Origin of the sequence: Bacillus subtilis subsp. subtilis str. 168 (genome assembly GCF_000009045.1) — a bacterium.
GTDB classification, from domain to species: Bacteria; Bacillota; Bacilli; order Bacillales; family Bacillaceae; genus Bacillus; species Bacillus subtilis.
Map to the genome: position 1 here is coordinate 1,792,806 of NC_000964.3, position 25,678 is coordinate 1,818,483.

Here is a 25,678-nt window from a genome sequence, read left to right on the forward strand (position 1 = left end):
ATGAGAAATAATGATAATATCCGCATATTAACTAATCCTTCTGTCAGTCATGGGGAGCCTTTACATATATCTGAAAAGCAGCCGGCAACAATACCTGAAGTTTTATACAGAACGGCGACGGAGCTTGGGGATACAAAGGGAATCATTTATTTGCAGCCGGATGGAACTGAAGTTTACCAATCATACAGACGATTATGGGATGATGGATTGCGCATTGCGAAGGGGCTTCGCCAATCAGGCCTGAAAGCAAAACAAAGCGTGATTTTGCAGCTTGGTGACAATTCACAGCTTCTCCCTGCGTTCTGGGGGTGTGTGTTAACAGGGGTTGTTCCGGCTCCATTAGCCGTTCCGCCAACGTATGCTGAATCGAGCAGCGGCACTCAAAAGCTGAAAGACGCATGGACGCTTCTTGATAAGCCAGCGGTGATTACGGACCGGGGGATGCATCAGGAAATGCTCGATTGGGCAAAAGAACAAGGGCTTGAAGGGTTCAGGGCAATTATTGTAGAGGATCTGCTCAGCGCTGAAGCGGACACAGATTGGCATCAATCCAGTCCTGAAGACTTAGCGCTTTTATTGCTGACTTCAGGCAGTACGGGAACGCCCAAAGCAGTTATGCTTAATCATCGTAACATTATGAGCATGGTGAAAGGGATTATTCAAATGCAAGGCTTCACCAGAGAGGATATTACGTTTAACTGGATGCCGTTTGACCATGTCGGAGGGATCGGAATGCTGCATTTGCGGGATGTTTATCTTGGCTGTCAGGAAATTAACGTCTCAAGCGAAACGATCTTAATGGAGCCGTTGAAATGGCTGGATTGGATTGATCATTACCGAGCTTCTGTTACGTGGGCGCCGAATTTTGCGTTTGGTCTGGTTACTGATTTTGCAGAAGAAATAAAAGATAAGAAATGGGATCTGTCTTCAATGCGATACATGCTCAATGGCGGTGAAGCAATGGTAGCCAAGGTAGGGCGTAGAATACTTGAGCTTTTAGAACCACATGGACTGCCTGCTGACGCCATCCGACCTGCCTGGGGAATGTCCGAAACTTCATCGGGCGTTATTTTTTCTCATGAATTTACCCGGGCTGGAACAAGTGATGATGATCATTTTGTTGAAATAGGCTCTCCAATCCCCGGCTTCTCTATGAGAATTGTGAATGACCATAATGAATTGGTTGAAGAGGGTGAGATCGGCCGTTTTCAAGTCTCGGGTCTTTCTGTTACTAGCGGTTATTACCAGCGGCCTGATTTGAATGAGAGTGTGTTTACAGAAGACGGCTGGTTTGAAACCGGAGATCTTGGCTTTTTGCGAAACGGGCGCTTAACCATAACAGGCCGTACGAAAGATGCAATTATCATTAACGGCATTAATTATTACAGTCATGCAATTGAGTCTGCAGTTGAAGAATTACCTGAAATTGAAACTTCTTATACTGCTGCTTGCGCTGTCCGTCTGGGCCAGAATTCAACAGATCAGCTGGCTATCTTCTTTGTTACTTCCGCAAAATTAAATGATGAGCAGATGTCTCAGCTTCTTAGAAACATACAATCCCATGTCTCACAGGTGATCGGAGTCACCCCGGAATATTTGCTGCCTGTACAAAAAGAAGAGATTCCAAAAACGGCTATCGGAAAGATCCAGCGCACCCAGCTAAAAACTTCATTTGAAAATGGAGAGTTCGACCACTTGCTACATAAACCCAATCGGATGAACGATGCAGTCCAGGATGAGGGGATACAGCAAGCAGACCAGGTGAAAAGAGTAAGGGAAGAAATACAGAAGCATCTGCTCACCTGTTTGACTGAGGAGCTGCACGTTTCCCACGATTGGGTGGAGCCAAATGCAAATATCCAAAGTCTTGGTGTGAATTCTATCAAGATGATGAAGCTCATTCGATCGATCGAGAAAAACTATCATATCAAACTAACAGCTAGAGAGATACATCAATATCCTACAATTGAACGCTTAGCCAGCTATCTATCAGAACATGAAGACCTCAGCAGCTTGTCTGCTGACAAAAAGGGCACGGACACATATAAAACCGAACCGGAAAGGAGTCAGGCAACTTTTCAGCCTCTCTCTGAGGTTCAAAAAGGATTATGGACATTGCAAAAAATGTCACCCGAAAAAAGTGCATATCACGTACCTCTCTGTTTTAAATTTTCGTCAGGGCTTCACCATGAAACATTCCAGCAGGCTTTCGGCCTTGTATTGAATCAGCACCCAATCTTAAAGCACGTCATCCAAGAGAAAGACGGAGTGCCATTTCTTAAAAATGAGCCAGCACTTTCAATTGAAATCAAGACAGAAAATATCTCAAGTTTGAAAGAGTCTGATATTCCTGCTTTTCTTAGAAAGAAAGTAAAGGAACCGTATGTAAAGGAAAACAGCCCGTTAGTGCGTGTCATGAGCTTTTCCAGATCTGAACAAGAGCATTTTTTATTAGTTGTCATTCACCATTTGATTTTTGACGGAGTTTCGTCTGTCACATTTATACGCAGTCTGTTTGATACCTATCAGCTTCTTTTAAAAGGACAGCAGCCGGAAAAAGCTGTTTCTCCTGCCATTTATCATGATTTTGCGGCATGGGAGAAAAACATGCTTGCCGGCAAAGACGGTGTGAAGCACCGTACATATTGGCAGAAACAGCTATCGGGAACTTTGCCGAATCTTCAGCTGCCTAATGTCAGCGCAAGTTCAGTCGATTCTCAGTTTAGAGAGGATACATACACCAGGCGGTTGTCCAGCGGCTTCATGAATCAGGTCAGAACGTTTGCGAAAGAGCATTCTGTAAATGTCACGACGGTATTCTTAAGCTGCTATATGATGCTGCTTGGCCGTTACACAGGCCAAAAAGAACAGATCGTCGGCATGCCGGCCATGGTGAGGCCGGAAGAAAGATTTGATGATGCCATTGGACATTTTCTCAATATGCTCCCGATTCGGAGTGAGCTGAACCCGGCAGACACTTTTTCTAGCTTTATATCAAAATTGCAATTAACGATATTGGATGGGCTTGATCATGCAGCATATCCTTTTCCAAAAATGGTGAGGGATCTGAATATTCCTCGCAGTCAAGCAGGTTCACCGGTATTTCAAACCGCTTTTTTCTATCAGAATTTTCTTCAATCCGGAAGCTATCAAAGCTTGCTGAGCCGCTATGCTGACTTCTTTTCTGTCGATTTCGTTGAGTATATTCACCAAGAGGGCGAATACGAATTAGTATTTGAACTGTGGGAAACAGAAGAAAAAATGGAGCTGAACATCAAGTACAATACTGGGCTGTTTGATGCGGCTTCTATATCCGCCATGTTCGACCATTTTGTTTATGTAACAGAGCAGGCGATGTTGAATCCTTCTCAGCCTTTAAAAGAGTATTCTTTATTACCTGAGGCAGAGAAGCAGATGATTCTCAAAACATGGAACGCCACAGGAAAAACGTATCCATATATAACTTTTCATGAGTTGTTTGAGCAGCAGGCGAAAAAGACGCCTGATAGAGCGGCTGTCAGCTATGAAGGTCAAACATTGACGTATCGGGAGCTTGATGAGAAAAGCACACAGCTGGCCATTTATTTGCAGGCGCATGGAGTGGGTCCTGACCGTCTGGCGGGGATCTATGTGGATCGATCGCTGGACATGCTAGTGGGTTTATTAGCGATCCTCAAGGCTGGGGGAGCGTATGTGCCGCTAGACCCGTCCTATCCGGCTGAACGATTAGAATACATGCTTGAGGACAGTGAAGTTTTCATTACACTGACGACATCGGAATTAGTAAATACGTTGAGTTGGAACGGTGTCACAACAGCCCTTTTAGATCAAGATTGGGATGAAATTGCTCAAACAGCCTCTGATCGAAAAGTGCTTACACGCACTGTCACGCCAGAGAACTTGGCATATGTCATTTATACATCCGGCAGCACAGGAAAGCCAAAAGGTGTCATGATACCACATAAAGCTTTGACAAACTTTCTCGTTTCGATGGGGGAAACACCAGGTCTTACGGCAGAGGATAAAATGCTTGCTGTCACAACCTACTGTTTTGATATTGCAGCTCTGGAATTATTTTTGCCTTTAATAAAGGGCGCACACTGCTATATTTGTCAAACGGAGCATACAAAAGACGTTGAAAAACTGAAACGGGACATCCGCGCGATCAAACCGACAGTGATGCAGGCAACCCCCGCTACGTGGAAGATGCTCTTTTATTCAGGCTGGGAAAATGAAGAGAGCGTGAAAATTTTATGCGGTGGCGAAGCATTGCCTGAGACATTAAAACGATATTTCTTAGATACGGGCAGCGAAGCCTGGAATATGTTCGGGCCAACCGAAACAACTATCTGGTCAGCGGTTCAGCGCATTAACGTTGAATGCTCTCATGCCACGATAGGAAGGCCAATCGCCAATACACAAATCTATATTACGGATTCTCAGCTCGCGCCAGTGCCGGCAGGTGTTCCGGGTGAGCTGTGCATTGCAGGAGACGGTGTGGCGAAGGGCTACTACAAAAAGGAAGAATTAACGGATTCGAGATTCATTGACAACCCTTTTGAGCCTGGGTCTAAGCTTTATAGAACGGGAGACATGGCCCGTTGGCTTACGGGAGGGCGAATTGAATATATAGGCCGCATCGATAATCAAGTAAAAATCCGCGGATTCCGTATTGAACTTGGTGATATTGAAAGCAGGCTTAGTGAGCATCCCGGCATTCTGGAATGCGTTGTGGTCGCAGATATGGATAACCTAGCTGCCTATTATACAGCTAAACATGCAAATGCTTCTCTCACAGCGAGAGAGCTGCGTCATTTTGTGAAAAACGCTTTGCCTGCCTATATGGTGCCTTCTTATTTTATTCAGCTTGATCATATGCCGTTAACTCCGAACGGAAAGATAGATAGAAACAGCCTTAAGAATATCGATTTATCAGGGGAGCAGCTAAAGCAAAGGCAGACCTCTCCTAAGAACATTCAGGATACTGTTTTTACCATTTGGCAGGAAGTGCTGAAAACGAGTGACATTGAATGGGATGACGGATTTTTCGATGTGGGCGGGGATTCGCTTCTCGCGGTCACTGTGGCTGATCGTATCAAACATGAACTATCCTGTGAGTTTTCTGTCACAGACCTGTTTGAGTATTCAACGATTAAAAATATCAGCCAGTACATCACTGAACAGCGAATGGGCGATGCAAGTGACCATATACCGACAGACCCGGCAGCTCATATAGAAGATCAGTCTACCGAGATGAGTGATCTCCCGGACTATTATGACGATAGTGTGGCGATTATTGGCATATCGTGTGAATTTCCAGGGGCAAAAAATCATGATGAATTTTGGGAGAACCTCAGAGACGGCAAGGAAAGCATTGCGTTTTTCAATAAAGAAGAGCTTCAGCGCTTTGGCATTTCAAAGGAGATAGCGGAGAATGCCGACTATGTCCCTGCTAAAGCTTCAATTGATGGGAAAGACAGATTTGATCCAAGCTTCTTTCAAATCTCTCCTAAAGACGCTGAATTTATGGACCCTCAGCTTCGGATGCTGCTGACTCATTCATGGAAAGCAATAGAAGATGCCGGTTATGCTGCGAGGCAGATTCCGCAAACCAGTGTTTTTATGTCGGCAAGCAATAATTCTTATCGCGCGCTGCTGCCGTCAGATACAACAGAGAGCCTGGAGACGCCGGACGGCTATGTTTCGTGGGTGCTTGCACAGAGCGGGACGATTCCGACAATGATTTCTCATAAGCTCGGGCTGAGAGGGCCAAGCTATTTTGTCCATGCCAACTGCTCATCCTCTCTGATTGGATTGCATTCTGCCTATAAGAGCCTCCTGTCGGGTGAATCTGATTATGCTTTAGTTGGCGGTGCAACGCTGCATACCGAGTCAAATATCGGATATGTGCATCAGCCTGGGCTGAACTTTTCGAGTGATGGACATATTAAAGCTTTTGACGCTTCAGCTGACGGAATGATAGGCGGTGAGGGCGTTGCTGTTGTATTGCTGAAAAAAGCAGCTGATGCAGTAAAGGACGGGGATCATATCTATGCCTTGCTGAGAGGCATTGGTGTAAATAACGACGGCGCTGACAAAGTCGGCTTTTATGCTCCAAGCGTTAAAGGCCAGGCTGACGTGGTCCAACAGGTCATGAATCAAACGAAGGTACAGCCTGAATCCATCTGCTATGTAGAAGCACACGGGACCGGAACGAAGCTGGGGGACCCGATCGAGCTGGCGGCTTTAACAAACGTTTACAGGCAATATACAAATAAAACGCAATTTTGCGGCATTGGGTCGGTGAAAACCAATATCGGACATTTAGATACAGCCGCCGGTCTTGCGGGCTGCATTAAGGTTGTGATGAGTCTTTATCATCAAGAGCTTGCACCGAGTGTCAATTATAAGGAGCCGAATCCAAATACAGACTTAGCCAGCTCTCCTTTTTACGTCGTCGATCAAAAGAAAACGTTAAGCCGTGAGATCAAAACGCACAGGGCTGCACTTAGCTCGTTCGGGCTTGGCGGGACAAATACCCATGCCATTTTTGAACAATTCAAAAGGGATTCAGATAAGGGAAAGATAGACGGAACCTGCATCGTCCCGATCTCGGCGAAAAATAAAGAGAGGCTGCAAGAGTATGCAGAAGACATTCTGGCCTATTTAGAAAGAAGAGGGTTTGAGAACAGCCAGCTGCCTGATTTTGCGTATACCCTTCAGGTGGGGCGCGAAGCGATGGAGCATCGCGTTGTCTTTATTGCCGATCATGTAAATGAGTTAAAACAGAGGCTCACAGATTTTATCAATGGAAATACAGCGATTGAAGGCTGTTTTCAAGGAAGTAAGCACAATGCCAGAGAGGTTTCATGGCTGACGGAGGATGAGGACAGCGCTGAACTCATACGTAAGTGGATGGCCAAAGGAAAAGTAAACAAGCTTGCAGAAATGTGGAGCAAGGGAGCGCATATAGATTGGATGCAGCTTTACAAGGGAGAGCGCCCAAACAGAATGAGTCTGCCGACTTATCCATTTGCAAAGGAACGATACTGGCCGTCGCAGGATGACCGCAAACCGGTGGCGCAGATATCCGGAAATCAGACAGGGATCGGCTCTATTCATCCATTGCTTCATCAGAATACATCTGATTTTTCTGAACAGAAATTCAGTTCGGTTTTCACTGGTGACGAATTTTTCCTGAGAGACCATGTGGTAAGAGGAAAGCCTGTGCTTCCTGGTGTTGCGTACCTTGAAATGGCGTACGCGGCTATAAACCAGGCGGCAGGAAGTGAAATTGGCCAAGATGTCAGAATCAGATTGAATCATACAGTCTGGGTTCAGCCTGTTGTGGTTGACAGACATTCAGCTCAAGTGGATATCAGTCTCTTTCCTGAAGAAGATGGAAAAATCACCTTTGACATTTACAGTACACAGGAAGACGGGGACGACCCTGTTATTCATAGTCAAGGCAGTGCGGAGCTGGCATCTGCCGCCGAAACGCCAGTCGCAGATCTCACTGAAATGTCACGCCGTTGCGGCAAAGGAAAGATGTCGCCTGATCAATTTTACGAAGAAGGCAGAAGCAGAGGAATGTTCCATGGTCCGGCCTTTCAAGGAATTAAGAATGTGAATATAGGAAACAGAGAGGTTTTGGCGCAGCTGCAGCTTCCAGAAATCGTTTCTGGAACGAATGAACAGTTTGTGCTGCACCCAAGTATCATGGATTCCGCCTTGCAGACAGCAACAATATGCATCATGCAGGAATTGACGGATCAAAAGCTGATTTTGCCATTTGCGCTTGAGGAGCTTGAAGTGATCAAAGGGTGTTCTTCTTCTATGTGGGCTTATGCCCGCTTAAGTGACAGCGATCACTCCGGAGGGGTTGTTCAGAAAGCGGATATCGATGTCATTGACGAGAGTGGAACCGTATGTGTCAGGATCAAAGGATTTTCAACGAGAGTATTAGAAGGGGAGGTTCATACTTCAAAGCCTTCAACACGGCACGAACGCTTAATGCTTGAACCGGTGTGGGAAAAACAGAATGAAGAACGAGAGGACGAAGATCTTTCGTACACGGAGCATATCATTGTTCTCTTCGAAACTGAACGAAGTGTCACAGACAGCATTGCCTCCCACATGAAAGATGCCCGTGTGATTACTCTAAACGAAGCTGTAGGACATATTGCTGAACGTTATCAATGTTACATGCAGAACATTTTTGAACTCCTGCAAAGCAAGGTCCGTAAGCTTTCTGCAGGCCGTATCATCATTCAAGCGATTGTTCCGCTGGAAAAAGAGAAGCAATTGTTTGCCGGCGTTTCCGGTCTGTTTAAAACAGCAGAAATAGAGTTCAGCAAACTGACTGCTCAGGTCATCGAAATTGAGAAACCTGAAGAGATGATAGACCTTCACCTCAAGCTGAAAGACGACAGCCGGAGACCATTTGACAAACAGATTCGATATGAGGCTGGATACCGTTTTGTGAAAGGCTGGAGGGAAATGGTGCTTCCTTCAGCTGATACGCTTCACATGCCGTGGAGAGACGAGGGTGTTTATCTAATCACAGGCGGAGCAGGAAGCTTAGGCCTTCTGTTTGCAAAGGAAATTGCCAATCGAACTGGCCGGTCTACTATTGTGCTGACGGGACGATCTGTTTTAAGTGAGGATAAGGAAAACGAGCTGGAGGCTCTTCGAAGCATCGGAGCGGAGGTTGTCTATCGAGAGGCTGATGTAAGTGATCAGCATGCGGTTCGTCATCTTTTGGAGGAAATCAAAGAAAGATATGGCACTCTCAATGGAATTATTCACGGTGCAGGCAGCAGTAAAGATCGCTTCATCATTCATAAAACGAATGAAGAGTTTCAAGAAGTGTTGCAGCCAAAAGTGAGCGGGTTGTTACATGTAGACGAATGCAGCAAGGATTTCCCATTGGACTTTTTCATTTTCTTCTCTTCTGTTTCGGGATGTTTAGGAAACGCTGGACAAGCCGATTATGCGGCAGCCAATTCGTTTATGGATGCATTTGCTGAATACCGCCGTTCTCTTGCGGCATCAAAAAAGAGATTCGGCTCCACCATTTCCTTCAATTGGCCGTTATGGGAAGAAGGCGGTATGCAAGTCGGCGCTGAAGATGAAAAGAGAATGCTGAAAACGACGGGAATGGTCCCGATGCCGACAGATAGTGGCTTGAAAGCATTTTATCAAGGGATAGTATCTGATAAGCCGCAAGTTTTTGTGATGGAAGGACAGCTTCAGAAAATGAAGCAAAAACTGCTTTCCGCAGGATCGAAAGCCAAGCGGAACGATCAGAGAAAGGCGGATCAGGATCAAGGACAAACTAGAAAATTGGAAGCAGCCTTAATCCAAATGGTTGGCGCAATTTTGAAAGTAAACACTGACGATATCGATGTCAACACAGAGCTGAGTGAGTACGGATTCGACTCAGTTACATTCACTGTCTTTACAAACAAGATCAACGAAAAATTTCAATTGGAGCTAACACCGACCATATTCTTTGAATATGGCAGCGTCCAAAGCCTGGCTGAATATGTAGTTGCTGCGTATCAGGGCGAATGGAATCAAGATGCTACTGCTAAAGGCAAAGATGAAAGAACAAACTTAGTGCACAGTTTAAGCAGCCTGGAGGCATCATTAAGCAACATGGTCAGTGCAATTTTAAAAGTAAATAGTGAAGATATTGATGTCAATACAGAGCTGAGTGAATACGGATTTGATTCAGTTACATTTACGGTCTTTACAAACAAGATCAACGAAGAATTTCAGTTGGAGCTAACGCCGACCATTTTCTTTGAATATGGAAGCCTCCACAGCCTGGCTGAGTATTTGACCGTTGAACATGGTGACACCCTGGTTCAGGAGCGAGAAAAACCAGAGGGGCAGGAAGAGTTACAGACAAAATCTTCTGAAGCGCCGAAAATCACATCACGTAGAAAGCGCCGCTTTACACAGCCTATTATTGCAAAAGCAGAAAGAAACAAAAAGCAGGCTGCCGATTTTGAGCCGGTTGCAATTGTCGGCATCAGCGGCCGGTTCCCTGGCGCTATGGATATAGACGAATTTTGGAAAAACCTAGAAGAAGGAAAAGACAGCATCACAGAAGTTCCAAAAGATCGATGGGATTGGCGGGAGCATTATGGAAACCCAGACACTGACGTCAATAAAACCGACATCAAATGGGGTGGGTTTATTGATGGTGTCGCAGAGTTTGATCCGTTGTTTTTTGGTATTTCGCCGCGAGAAGCTGATTATGTAGACCCTCAGCAGCGCTTGTTAATGACATACGTGTGGAAGGCATTGGAAGATGCGGGTTGCTCGCCGCAAAGCCTTTCGGGTACAGGGACCGGTATCTTTATCGGTACGGGAAACACCGGTTATAAAGATCTATTCCATAGAGCGAATCTTCCAATTGAAGGCCATGCTGCTACAGGTCATATGATTCCTTCGGTAGGCCCGAATAGAATGAGTTATTTTTTAAATATTCATGGTCCGAGCGAGCCAGTAGAGACGGCTTGTTCCAGTTCTCTTGTAGCCATTCACCGTGCTGTGACTGCGATGCAAAACGGTGATTGTGAGATGGCGATCGCTGGAGGCGTGAATACGATCTTAACCGAGGAGGCGCATATTAGCTACAGCAAGGCGGGGATGCTCAGCACAGACGGCAGGTGTAAAACCTTCTCCGCCGATGCGAATGGCTATGTCAGAGGCGAAGGGGTCGGAATGGTCATGTTGAAAAAGCTGGAAGATGCCGAGCGCGACGGAAATCATATTTACGGCGTTATTCGGGGCACGGCGGAAAATCACGGCGGAAGAGCCAATACCCTGACATCGCCTAATCCGAAAGCACAAGCTGATTTGTTGGTGCGTGCATATCGCCAAGCAGACATAGATCCAAGCACTGTCACATATATCGAAGCACATGGAACAGGGACGGAATTGGGCGATCCGATTGAAATAAATGGGCTGAAAGCCGCGTTTAAGGAACTATCCAATATGAGAGGCGAGAGCCAGCCGGATGTTCCGGATCACCGTTGCGGCATCGGCTCAGTTAAAAGCAATATCGGTCATTTAGAGCTAGCAGCCGGTATTTCCGGTTTGATCAAGGTGCTTTTGCAAATGAAGCATAAAACGTTAGTGAAAAGCCTGCATTGCGAGACGCTTAATCCTTATCTTCAGCTGACTGACAGTCCGTTTTACATCGTTCAGGAAAAACAGGAATGGAAGTCTGTCACAGATCGTGACGGAAACGAGCTTCCGCGCCGTGCCGGAATCAGTTCGTTTGGGATTGGCGGAGTAAACGCGCATATTGTGATTGAAGAATATATGCCAAAAGCCAATTCAGAACACACGGCTACAGAACAGCCAAACGTAATTGTGCTGTCGGCTAAAAATAAAAGCAGGCTGATAGATCGTGCTTCGCAATTGCTTGAGGTGATTCGCAATAAAAAATATACTGATCAGGATTTGCACCGCATCGCTTACACCCTGCAGGTCGGGCGCGAAGAAATGGATGAGCGTCTGGCGTGTGTTGCGGGGACAATGCAGGAGCTTGAAGAGAAACTGCAGGCGTTTGTTGACGGTAAGGAAGAAACAGACGAATTTTTCCGGGGACAGTCTCATCGAAATAAAGAGACCCAGACTATTTTTACAGCAGATGAAGATATGGCGTTGGCACTTGATGCTTGGATCAGAAAAAGAAAATACGCCAAACTTGCTGATTTATGGGTCAAAGGGGTCTCAATCCAGTGGAACACATTATACGGAGAGACCAAACCGCGCCTGATCAGCCTCCCTTCATATCCGTTTGCGAAGGATCACTATTGGGTGCCGGCAAAGGAACATTCAGAAAGAGACAAAAAAGAACTGGTTAATGCGATTGAAGATCGCGCCGCATGCTTTTTGACGAAACAATGGAGTTTGAGTCCAATTGGATCAGCAGTGCCGGGGACAAGAACTGTTGCCATCCTGTGCTGTCAAGAGACAGCAGATTTAGCAGCAGAAGTGTCTTCGTATTTTCCGAATCATCTCTTAATAGATGTGAGCCGGATAGAAAATGATCAGTCAGACATTGATTGGAAAGAGTTTGACGGCCTAGTGGATGTCATCGGATGCGGTTGGGATGATGAGGGCCGGCTGGATTGGATTGAATGGGTGCAAAGACTGGTTGAATTCGGGCATAAAGAGGGGCTCAGGCTGCTTTGTGTGACGAAGGGGCTCGAATCGTTTCAAAACACATCTGTCCGGATGGCTGGCGCCTCACGGGCTGGGTTGTATCGAATGCTCCAATGCGAGTACAGCCATCTTATATCAAGGCATATGGATGCTGAGGAGGTTACTGATCATCGCCGTCTCGCGAAGTTGATCGCTGATGAGTTTTATTCCGATTCTTATGATGCGGAGGTTTGCTACAGGGATGGTTTACGGTATCAAGCTTTTCTAAAAGCTCATCCGGAAACAGGTAAGGCCACGGAACAGAGCGCGGTCTTCCCGAAAGATCATGTACTTCTCATTACAGGCGGCACACGAGGCATCGGACTATTATGCGCCCGTCATTTTGCAGAGTGCTATGGAGTGAAAAAACTGGTGCTGACCGGACGAGAACAGCTTCCTCCGCGAGAGGAGTGGGCTCGTTTTAAGACATCAAACACATCATTGGCAGAGAAAATCCAGGCAGTGCGGGAGCTGGAAGCGAAGGGTGTACAGGTGGAGATGCTGTCGCTGACGTTATCTGATGATGCTCAGGTTGAGCAAACGCTGCAACATATCAAGCGAACATTAGGACCGATTGGCGGTGTCATTCATTGTGCAGGTCTGACGGATATGGATACGCTGGCATTTATCCGAAAAACTTCGGATGATATCCAGCGGGTGCTGGAACCTAAGGTGTCAGGTCTTACAACGTTATATCGCCATGTGTGTAACGAGCCTTTACAGTTTTTTGTCTTATTTTCTTCTGTTTCAGCCATTATTCCGGAGCTTTCGGCGGGACAAGCTGACTATGCGATGGCCAATAGCTATATGGATTATTTTGCAGAAGCACATCAGAAACATGCGCCGATCATCAGTGTTCAGTGGCCGAACTGGAAAGAAACCGGTATGGGTGAAGTGACAAATCAAGCGTATCGGGACAGCGGCTTGTTGAGCATTACGAATTCAGAAGGCTTACGTTTTCTAGATCAAATTGTATCGAAAAAGTTCGGACCGGTTGTTCTCCCTGCAATGGCGAATCAAACAAACTGGGAGCCGGAACTGCTGATGAAGAGGAGGAAACCGCATGAGGGCGGTTTGCAGGAAGCTGCTTTACAGAGCCCGCCAGCCAGAGACATTGAAGAGGCCGATGAAGTTTCCAAATGTGATGGATTATTATCTGAAACACAGTCCTGGCTTATTGATCTGTTTACCGAAGAGCTGAGAATAGATCGTGAAGACTTCGAGATTGACGGGTTGTTTCAGGATTATGGCGTGGATTCGATCATTTTGGCACAGGTGCTCCAGCGTATAAACCGCAAATTAGAGGCAGCGCTCGATCCATCGATTCTATATGAATACCCGACAATTCAAAGGTTCGCAGATTGGCTGATCGGTTCTTATTCCGAAAGGCTGTCCGCTTTATTCGGAGGCAGGATATCGGATGCATCAGCACCTTTGGAGAACAAAATAGAGGCGGAGGCATCTGTTCCTGGGAAGGATCGAGCTCTTACACCTCAGATTCAGGCGCCAGCGATTTTGTCACCGGACTCTCATGCAGAAGGTATTGCCGTTGTCGGACTCTCTTGCCGATTCCCTGGGGCAGAGACATTGGAGTCATATTGGTCGTTACTATCCGAGGGGCGTTCGTCAATCGGCCCGATTCCGGCAGAGCGTTGGGGCTGTAAGACGCCATATTATGCCGGCGTGATTGATGGCGTCAGCTATTTTGATCCTGATTTCTTTTTGCTTCACGAAGAAGACGTAAGGGCGATGGATCCGCAAGCACTGCTCGTGTTGGAAGAGTGTCTGAAGCTCTTGTATCACGCCGGTTATACACCTGAGGAAATAAAGGGCAAGCCCGTCGGTGTTTATATCGGAGGCAGAAGCCAGCACAAACCTGATGAAGACAGCCTTGATCATGCCAAGAATCCGATCGTGACAGTCGGCCAAAATTATTTAGCCGCTAATCTTTCACAATTTTTTGATGTCCGCGGTCCAAGTGTTGTAGTTGACACTGCATGCTCGTCAGCTTTGGTCGGCATGAATATGGCCATTCAGGCGCTGCGTGGCGGAGATATTCAATCCGCCATAGTCGGCGGTGTCAGCTTGCTGAGCTCAGATGCGTCTCACAGGCTGTTTGACCGGCGCGGCATTTTAAGCAAGCATTCATCCTTCCATGTGTTTGATGAGCGTGCTGACGGAGTTGTGTTAGGTGAAGGCGTCGGAATGGTCATGCTAAAAACCGTAAAACAGGCACTGGAAGACGGAGATATCATATATGCTGTCGTCAAAGCGGCCTCGGTCAATAACGACGGAAGAACGGCGGGACCTGCAACACCTAATCTTGAGGCACAAAAGGAAGTCATGAAAGATGCGCTTTTCAAAAGCGGAAAAAAACCAGAGGACATCAGCTACCTTGAGGCAAACGGGTCAGGTTCAATCGTAACCGATCTCCTTGAGCTAAAAGCGATCCAATCAGTGTACCGTTCTGGGCACTCATCGCCTCTTTCTCTTGGCTCAATCAAGCCGAACATCGGGCATCCGCTATGTGCTGAAGGGATCGCCAGCTTCATTAAGGTTGTGCTGATGCTGAAAGAGCGCCGCTTTGTCCCATTTTTATCAGGTGAAAAAGAGATGGCGCATTTCGATCAACAGAAAGCGAACATCACGTTCAGCCGAGCCCTGGAAAAATGGACAGATTCGCAGCCTACTGCGGCTATTAACTGCTTTGCCGATGGGGGGACGAATGCCCATGTCATCGTAGAGGCGTGGGAAAAAGATGAAAAACACGCCATCAAGCGCAGTCCAATATCGCCTCCTCAATTAAAGAAACGAATGCTTTCGCCAGGCGAGCCAAAGCTGGAAGCGGAGACTTCAAAAATGACTGCGGCAAACATATGGGATACTTATGAGGTGGAGGTCTAACGTGAAAAAGATAACGAAACAACTCACATTATCGTTAAAAAATCCGTTTATTTATCACCATGTGGTTTACGGACAAAATGTCCTGCCGGGATTGGCTTATATCGATATAATCTACCAGATATTCAGAGAACACGGTTTCTCCTGCTCAGAGCTTCAGCTGCGGAATTTATCCATCTATCAGCCATTGACGGCGGAACAGGATGCAGTAATTGTTTTGAATATCCAATGCGCGGAGAAAAAAGAAGGACAGTGGCAAATCACAGCCAAGGGAATTGAAAAACGTGATGGGAAAGAAGCTTCAGAAGAAAAGCTCTATATGAAGGCTGACATGCACGCAGACTCCCCAGCCATATTTGAAGAAACACTGGATCTCAGTCAAATCAAAGCATCTGCACAGAACGTTGTTCAGCTTGATGATGTATATGAACAATGCAGACGTCAGGAATTGGTGCACAGCGAATATATGAAAGCAAAAGGCTGCATCTATGAAGAGGAAGACGGCGTCCTTCTTGAGCTTTCTCTCGGTTCGGAGGCCATGCTTCACGCAGAAGGCTTTATGTTTCACCCGACTCTCATAGACGGGAGCGGGGTGGGTGCCAATCATTTGCTCACATCTTTGCTTAAAGGAGAACAGAGGCTGTATTTGCCTCTGTTCTATGAATCCTTTTCCGCTTCTGCACTTTTGCAAACGGATTGCATGACAAGAATTAAGCGCTCCTCCGTCCGGCGGGAAAAAGAGCTGATTTATGTAACACTTGAATTTTTTAATGCGTCGGGAGAAAAAGTGGCTGAGTTGAAAAACTTTACAAGCAAATTGGTGCGAGAAGCGGAGCTGATTAGCGGAAAACATCAAGATGCACAGGAGACACAGATGACAAGAGCGGACACTGCTGAGCGTGATAAACCTGCTGACATGGTATCTTCTCCCGTTAATTCCTATAGTGAGGCTGAACAGTTCGTAAGCCAATTAATCGCAGAGAAAATCAATAAGCCGGTAGAACAAGTTGAAAAACAGGTCGGTTATTACCAAATGGGACTGAATTCATCGGGCTTGCTTGAGGTGGTAGAAACGATCAGTGATAAGATCGGTGAGAGCCTTTCGCCGACTCTTCTGTTTGAGCATACCACCATAGCGGAACTGTCAGCGTTTCTTGCCGAGGAATATGCTGAGCATTTTAGTGCCGCTGGTTCTCTTGGCCAGAATGAAAGAGCACGCGTTTCCGACAGCATAAACGACCATAAGACTGTTGAAGGCTCTCGTCCTGCACCTATTGAGGCAGCAGGCGATATTGCGATTATCGGCTTGGCGGGCAGGTATCCGAAGGCAGCCAATATTCATGAATTTTGGAACAATCTGAAAGAGGGTAAGGACTGCGTTAGTGAGATTCCTGAGTCGCGCTGGGATTGGCAGCGACTTGAAGGAATCACATCTCCTTCGGGTAAGGACATTTCCAAATGGGGAGGATTTATTGATGATCCCGACTGCTTCGATCCCCAATTTTTCAGAATCACGCCAAGAGAAGCGGAGACAATGGACCCTCAAGAGCGGCTGTTTTTAGAAACATGCTGGGAAACGATTGAAGATGCGGGCTATACGCCAAAGACGTTGGCCAAGCCTAAAGGACGAAATAAAAGGCAGCATGTAGGAGTTTTTGCAGGCGTCATGCACAAGGATTATACATTAGTCGGAGCTGAAGAAGCATCAGCAGAAAATGTGTTTCCTCTTTCGCTCAACTATGCGCAAATCGCCAACCGTGTTTCTTACTTTTGTAATTTCCACGGTCCGAGTATGGCTGTCGATACGGTATGTTCATCCTCTTTGACCGCAGTGCACTTGGCGTTGGAAAGCATACGTCACGGTGAGTGCGATGTTGCGTTAGCAGGCGGAGTGAACCTGTCTTTGCACCCGAATAAATATATGACATACGGGGTCTGGGATATGTTTTCCACTGACGGACACTGCCGTACGTTTGGAAAGGATGGAGACGGTTATGTGCCTGCAGAGGGTATAGGCGCGGTTTTATTAAAGCCTTTGCGCCAGGCAGAGGAAGACGGAGATCGCATTTATGCAGTTATTAAAGGAAGTGCTGTGAATCATGTGGGCACTGTAAGCGGCATTTCAGTGCCGAGCCCTGTTTCCCAAGCTGATCTGATTGAGACATGCTTGGAGAAAACGGGAATCGATCCGCGGACGATCAGTTATGTGGAAGCCCATGGAACCGGCACGTCCTTAGGAGATCCGATCGAAATACAGGGATTAGTGAAAGCGTTCCGCCAATATACGCAGGATCGGCAGTTCTGTTCAATCGGTTCTGTAAAGTCAAACATTGGGCACGCCGAATCCGCCGCGGGGATCAGCGGTTTAAGCAAGGTTGCTCTTCAGCTTCACCATCAAAAACTTGTGCCTTCTTTGCATTCGGAAGAACTGAATCCGTACGTTGATTTTGAAAAGTCTCCATTTTATGTACAGCATGAAACAGAAACGTGGAAGCAGCCTGTTATCAAGGAGAATGGGGAAGACGTCCCTTATCCGCGACGGGCGGGGATCAGTTCTTTTGGCGCAACAGGTTCAAACGCACATATTATCCTTGAGGAACATATTCCTCAAGCAGCGGAGCAGGACGTTTCTTTGTCCTCAGATTCTGACATATCCGCAGTTATTCCGCTTTCTGCCCGTAATCAAGAACGTCTCCGTGTATATGCAAAACGTCTCTTGGATTTTCTTCATGATGGGATTCAGATTAGAGATTTGGCGTATACATTGCAGGTAGGCCGTGAACCGATGGAAGAACGGGTTTCTTTCTTAGCATCCGGAATTCAAGAATTGAGCGACCAATTGAAGGCTTTTATAGAAGGACGAAAAGCCATTCAGCATTGCTGGAAGGGCCGCGTGTCAAGAGGAAGCGAACCATCGCGTCCCGCCGAATCGGTACATAAATTGCTGGAGCAAAGAAAACTCGATCAGATTGCGGAGCAGTGGGCGAACGGATCTGGTGTTGACTGGAAGCTGCTTTACGAGGGAAGCAAACCAAAGCGGATCAGCCTGCCGACTTACCCATTTGAGAGGGTGCGTTATTGGGTGCCGAAAGCGGAGAAAAAGACTGATCGTTCAAAACAGGAGCGGCACATCCTGCATCCTCTTCTGCATCAAAATGTGTCCGACATATCGGGTGTCCGCTTCCGTTCAGCGTTTACAGGACGTGAATTTTTCTTGAAGGATCATGTCATAAAGGGCGAACACGTTTTACCTGGCGCAGCTTTATTGGAGATGGTTCGGGCAGCTGTGGAAAGGGCAGCTGCGGATCAGTTCCCGACAGGATTCCGGCTCCGGAATATCGTCTGGGTCCGGCCGTTCGCCGTCACGGAACAGCAGAAAGATATAGATGTACGTCTATATCCTGAGGAAAATGGTGAGATTACATTTGAAATCTGCCGGGACCCTGAAAGCGCAGAGGAGTCGCCGATTGTATATGGGCAAGGGAGTGCAGTGCTTTGTGAGGCTGGTGAAAATCCGGTTATCAACATTGAAGAATTGAAGGCAAGCTATAATGGCCGGACGCTGTCACCTTTTGATTGCTACGAGGCTTATACAGAAATGGGTATTCATTATGGTGACAGCCACAGAGCGATCGACAGCCTATATGCCGGCGAAAACGGAGTTCTAGTGAAATTGACGATGCCTCCTGTAATCTCTGATACAGAAGACCATTATATTCTGCATCCGAGCATGATAGATTCGGCATTTCAAGCATCTATCGGTTTGAGGCTGGGAGGAGCTACGAGTTTAGAAGACAGAAAGGCAATGCTGCCTTTTGCCATACAGGATGTCCGAATCTTCAAAGGCTGCGAGGCATCTATGTGGGCGCGGATCACATATAGCGAGGGCAGTACAGCTGGGGATCGTATGCAGAAGCTTGATATCGATTTATGCAATGAAGAGGGCCAGGTTTGCGTGCGATTGACGAGCTATTCTGCAAGAGTGTTAGAAACAGATCAAGAAGGTCCTTCTGAAGCGAATGACACGCTATTGTTCGAACATATTTGGGAAGAACGTGCTGCAGAGAGGCAAGAGCTCATAGAGTACGACACGTATAAAGTCGTTGTCTGTGATGTTGGAGAACAAATGGAAAGCCTCCAAAATCATCTTGACTGTACAGTTCTGCAGCATGATACAGAGACAATTGATGAACGGTTTGAAGGTTATGCCATACAGTTATTTGAAGAAATCAAACAGCTAATGCACTCAAAAACAGGAGGACATACATTCATTCAAGTGGCGGTGCCTGCGTTGGACGAGCCTCAGCTATTAAGCGGCTTAACTGGATTGCTCAAAACGGCTGAACTGGAAAATCCAAAACTGACAGGACAGTTGATCGAAATAGAAACCGGGATGTCAGCTGGTGAGCTATTCGAAATATTGGAGGAAAACAGACGCTATCCGCGTGACACGCATATCCGCCACTGGCAAGGGAAGCGATTTGTAAGCAAGTGGAAAGAAGTGTCTGGTGAGCACCTAAGTGCTGACATGCCATGGAAGGATAAAGGCGTGTATCTGATCACAGGCGGTGCGGGCGGTCTGGGATTCATCTTTGCAACTGAAATCGCAAACCAAACGAATGATGCGGTTGTGATCCTGACAGGACGCTCTCCGCTTGATGAAAGGAAGAAGAAGAAGCTTAAAGCCTTACAGAAACTTGGCATCCAAGCGATTTACAGACAAGCTGATCTGGCTGACAAACAAACGGTTGATGCCTTATTAAAAGAAACCCAAAACGTTTACGGAGACTTAGATGGCATCATTCATAGCGCCGGTTTAATAAAAGATAATTTCATTATGAAGAAAAAGAAAGAAGAGGTTCAAACCGTTCTTGCTCCAAAGGTAGCAGGACTGATTCACCTTGACGAAGCAACGAAAGATATTCCGCTCGATTTCTTTATCCTTTTTTCCTCAGGTGCCGGAGCAGTAGGAAGCGCGGGACAGGCTGATTACGCAATGGCCAATGCATTTATGAATGCATTCAGCGAATATCGAAATGGCCAAGCAGAGCTGCATAAGCGTTACGGAAAAACTCTTTCAGTGTGCTGGCCGCTGTGGAAAGACGGGGGCATGCAAATTGATGCGGAAACTGCAAGGATGCTGAAAAGAGAAACAGGCATGGTGGCCATGGAAACAGATCGTGGGATTCAGGCGCTATATCATGGCTGGACGTCAGGAAAGCCGCAAGTGTTAGTTGCTTCCGGTGTTACTGATCGGATTCGTGCATTTTTACATGAAACGGGACATGGCAAAGGCCAATCTCACAATATCAAAAAAAGCAGTCTCAATCAGGAGGCAGAAAAAGCAGACATGATCGGGGAAATTGATGAAGAGATACTAAGAGAAAAAGCGGAGAACTATTTTAAACAGGTGCTTTCTTCGGTGATTAAGCTGCCAGCTGGCCAGATTGATGCTGAAGCTCCTCTCGAGGATTACGGGATCGATTCTATCATGATCATGCATGTAACGGGTCAATTAGAAAAAGTATTCGGATCTTTGTCCAAGACGCTGTTCTTTGAATACCAGGATATTCGGTCATTAACCCGGTATTTTATTGATTCCCGCAGAGAAAAACTGCTGGACATCTTGGGATTTGAAACGGGAAAACCTTCTGTTGAAAGAAAATCAGAACCTGAAAAACAAGAAATCCCAGTTATCCCAAGAAAGTCTGGATTTCTTCCTTTGCAAGATAAAGAGCAGAAGCAGGTAAGAGAGAAGGAAACGGAAGAAATTGCGATCATCGGTATCTCAGGTCGCTATCCGCAGGCAGACAACATTGATGAATTATGGGAAAAACTGAGGGACGGGCGAGACTGTATTACGGAAATTCCTGCAGACCGCTGGGATCACAGTCTTTATTATGACGAAGATAAAGACAAGCCTGGAAAAACCTACAGCAAGTGGGGCGGCTTCATGAAGGATGTAGACAAGTTTGACCCGCAGTTTTTCCATATTTCGCCGCGTGAGGCAAAATTAATGGACCCGCAAGAGCGTTTATTTTTGCAGTGCGTGTATGAAACGATGGAAGACGCAGGCTATACAAGAGAGCACCTCGGCCGTAAGCGTGATGCTGAGCTTGGCGGAAGCGTCGGTGTTTACGTCGGTGTCATGTACGAAGAATATCAGCTGTACGGGGCACAAGAGCAGGTGCGGGGAAGGTCTCTGGCTTTAACGGGAAATCCATCATCCATCGCGAACCGGGTATCTTATTATTTTGATTTTCACGGACCGAGTATTGCTTTAGACACCATGTGTTCTTCTTCTTTAACGGCTATCCACTTGGCCTGCCAAAGCCTGCAGCGCGGAGAATGTGAGGCGGCATTCGCGGGCGGCGTGAATGTGTCAATCCATCCAAATAAATATTTGATGCTCGGGCAGAACAAATTTATGTCCAGCAAAGGCCGATGTGAAAGCTTCGGACAGGGCGGAGACGGCTATGTGCCGGGGGAAGGCGTTGGAGCAGTGCTTTTGAAGCCATTGTCTAAAGCAGTTGAAGATGGTGATCACATTTATGGAATCATTAAGGGGACAGCCATCAACCACGGGGGAAAAACAAACGGGTACTCAGTGCCCAATCCGAATGCCCAAGCAGATGTCATCAAAAAGGCGTTTGTGGAAGCGAAGGTTGATCCGCGGACAGTCAGTTACATCGAAGCCCACGGCACGGGAACCTCTCTCGGTGATCCTATTGAAATCACAGGGCTGTCCAAAGTGTTTACGCAAGAAACCGATGACAAACAATTTTGTGCAATAGGGTCAGCCAAATCAAATATCGGGCACTGTGAGAGTGCGGCAGGTATTGCAGGAGTAACGAAGGTATTGCTCCAAATGAAATACAGGCAGCTTGCGCCTTCCCTGCATTCAAACGTGCTGAACCCGAATATTGATTTCCTTAACTCGCCGTTTAAAGTACAGCAAGAGCTAGAAGAGTGGAAGAGGCCGATCATCAGTGTCAATGGCAAAGACATCGAATTACCGAGAATCGCAGGAGTCTCTTCATTTGGTGCCGGGGGTGTGAACGCCCATATTTTAATAGAAGAGTATGCTCCGGAACCTGTGGAGGAACGTTTACCAGCGAGGAAACAGCCGGCTGTCATTGTGCTCTCAGCAAAAAATGAGGAAAGACTTCAGAAACGCGCGGAGCGATTGCTGCATGCCATTCGTGAACAAACATATGTTGAAGCAGATTTACACCGAATTGCCTATACGCTGCAAGTCGGCCGGGAAGCGATGAAAGAACGGCTGGCGTTCGTTGCGGAAACGATGCAAGAGCTTGAAGAAAAGCTGTATGAATGTATCTCCGGAACAGAAAATCGTGAATATGTCTATCGCGGACAAGTAAAGAGCAACAAAGAAGCCATTGCTGCTTTTGCTGCTGATGAGGATATGTCAAAAACAATTGAGGCATGGCTGCAAAAAGGAAAATATGCGAAGGTTTTAGACCTGTGGGTAAGAGGTTTGCGAATCGACTGGAGCACGCTATATCAGGATCAAAAACCGCGGCGCATCAGTTTACCTGCCTATCCTTTCGCAAGAGATCGCTATTGGATAGACGTAAATGCAAAGGCTGAGGAAAAAAGAACGGAGGAGCCATTCGCTCCAGTACAGCCCGTTATTCCGAAGCCGTCTGTAGACAGAGAAGCCAGTGGCAAGCCTGCCAATATTACGTTACAGCCTTTAATGACCAATCAGGATCGTTTAGAGCGTGTTCCATCAGATACAGAAACAGAGACGATCACGGCGGAAGCCTTGTGCGATGAACTGACAGCGGGCTTAGCGGAAGTGCTGTACATGGACCAAAACGAGATTGATCCAGACGAAGCATTCATAGATATCGGTATGGACTCGATTACCGGGCTCGAATGGATAAAAGCAATAAATAAACAGTATGGCACATCACTAAATGTCACAAAGGTATATGATTATCCGACAACACGTGATTTCGCTGTTTACTTAGCACACGAGTTAAGCACACAAGCTGGGGAGAAAAAACAAACGGAGACGTACACGCCGATCAGACAAAAAACAGTGGTACCTGCTGCTAAACCGGCTAATATATCTCTGCAGCCGTTAGAACATCATCAGCCAGTGCAAGAGGAAGCTGAAGAAACGATTCAATATGCAGCGGCAGAAATATCTGCATCAAGACAATATACTGTAGCAATTGAAACGCTGCATGAAAACTTGAGGGAAAGCATAGCAGACGTGTTATACATGGAGCCATACGAGGTGGATATTGACGAAGCGTTCATAGATATCGGAATGGACTCGATTACCGGACTCGAATGGATAAAAGCGGTGAACAAGCAATACGGAACGTCTTTTACGGTAACCAGAGTATATGATTATCCAACGATACGTGATTTTGCCGAAATGCTAAAGTCCGAGCTTGGAACTCATCTTGATAGAAAGATAGAGCATACTGACTCTTTCGAAGCAGCCCAGCAAAAGCCAGCAGCATCATCTCATCCAAAGCCGGCAGAACGGCCACTACAGCCTGTTCAACATCCAATAAAGAAAGAACATGAGAAGAAAACGGTTCCTGTTCTTCAAGACCGCCCGGAGGATGCGATAGCGATTGTCGGGATGTCGGGAAGATACCCGGGCGCTCGTAATGTAAGAGAGTACTGGGATAACCTGGTTCATGCGAGAAATGCCATTCGGGACATTCCAACATCACGGTGGGATGTTGACAAATACTATGATCCTGTCCTCAACAAAAAAGGGAAAGTCTATTGCAAATCAATGGGGATGCTTGATGATATTGAACATTTTGATCCGTTGTTTTTTAATATTCCGCCGTCAGAAGCTGAACTGATGGACCCGCAGCATCGAATCTTTTTGCAGGAAGGCTATAAAGCCTTTGAGGACGCTGGGTACAACGCCCGAACTTTAAATGAGAAAAAATGCGGTGTATATCTCGGCATTATGAGCAATGAATACGGGGTCATGCTGAATCGGCAGTCAAGAGCAAATGCCACCGGAAACAGCTTTGCGATCGCAGCGGCGCGTATTCCGTATTTTCTAAATTTAAAAGGGCCAGCGATTCCTATTGATACCGCATGTTCATCTTCATTGGTCGGCACTCATTTAGCGCGCCAGGCACTTATAAACAAAGAAATTGATATGGCGCTGGTCGGCGGGGTCAGCTTATACCTGACGCCGGAATCTTACATGAGTATGTGTGAGGCCGGCATGCTTTCACCTGATGGACAATGTAAAGCATTTGACAATGGCGCGAATGGTTTTGTGCCCGGCGAGGGTGCGGGTGCGCTGGTATTGAAAAGGCTGAAAGATGCGGAAGCGGACCGTGACCATATTTATGGCATCATCATTGGCTCGGGTATTAATCAGGACGGGAAAACAAACGGAATCACGGCACCGAGTGCGAAAAGCCAAATGGATCTGGAAAGAGACATATATGAAACATACGGCATACATCCTGAGAGTATCAGTTATGTCGAGATGCACGGCACAGGAACAAAACAAGGCGATCCAATTGAATTAGAAGCTCTGTCCACCGTATTTCAAGAAAAAACAGACAAAAAGCAGTTTTGCGCAATCGGTTCCGTCAAAAGCAATATTGGCCATACATCCGCGGCGGCAGGAGTAGCCGGGGTTCAAAAAGTGTTATTGTGCATGAATCATAAAACACTTGTGCCGACATTGAACTTCACGACACCGAATGAGCATTTTGAATTTGAGCATTCTCCTTTATACGTAAATACGGAGCTTAAGCCTTGGGAAACGGCTGATGGAAAACCGCGGAGAGCATGTGTGAGCTCCTTCGGATATAGCGGAACGAATGCCCATATTGTGATAGAGGAATATCAGCCTGAAAAGAGGAACGATCGATTAACAAAGCAGCACCGCTCAGCATTATTTGTACTCTCAGCGAAAAAAGAGAAGCAATTGAAGGCCTATGCGGAAGCAATGAAAGATTTCGTAACTTCCAATGAAGATATCGATCTGGAGGATATGGCATACACACTTCAGACGGGCCGGGAAGCAATGGATTATCGCATGGCGTTTTTGGCGGATTCGAGAGAAATGCTGATCAAAGCTTTAGATGATTATTTGGCTGAAATGCCGAACGGCAGCATATTTGCTGCTCACGTGAAAACGAAGAAGAGCGAAATCAAGCTGTTTGAAACGGATCATGATGCCAAAGCATTGCTGCAAACATGGATAGAGAAAAAAAGGCTGGAGAAAGTAGCAGAGCTATGGGTGAAAGGGCTGCAGATAGATTGGAACAAGCTTTATGGGGAATACACGCCTCGCCGAATCAGCCTGCCTGCTTATCCGTTCGCGGAAGAGTATTACTGGCTGCCAACTCAAGAAGGCGAACCCGAAACCATTGCTACAGCAATGCCTCAATTCGAACTGATGCCAAAGCGCTGCTTTCTGCGTAAACAGTGGCAGCCTTGTCCGATTGAACCGGCAGAAATGACGAATCAAACCGTCGCCATTTTGGCAAATGAGGAGACAATGGCATTAGCGGAAGAGCTT

General features: G+C 46.6%; 2 protein-coding genes (1 of these 2 running past the window's edge). Both read left to right on the plus strand.

Annotated elements, in window-relative coordinates:
* Positions 1-15,132, plus strand: a complete 15,132-nt coding sequence (gene pksJ, locus BSU_17180) for a polyketide synthase of type I involved in nonribosomal synthesis of bacillaene (RefSeq protein NP_389598.3) — start codon at positions 1-3, stop codon at positions 15,130-15,132.
* Positions 15,116-25,678: the 5' portion of a polyketide synthase of type I (bacillaene synthesis) gene (gene pksL / locus BSU_17190; RefSeq protein NP_389600.3), read on the plus strand. The gene runs 3,054 nt beyond the window's last position; 10,563 of the gene's 13,617 nt are visible here — the first part of the coding sequence; it begins with the start codon at positions 15,116-15,118; the stop codon falls past the right edge of the window. Before pksJ ends, pksL begins: the two co-directional genes overlap by 17 nt.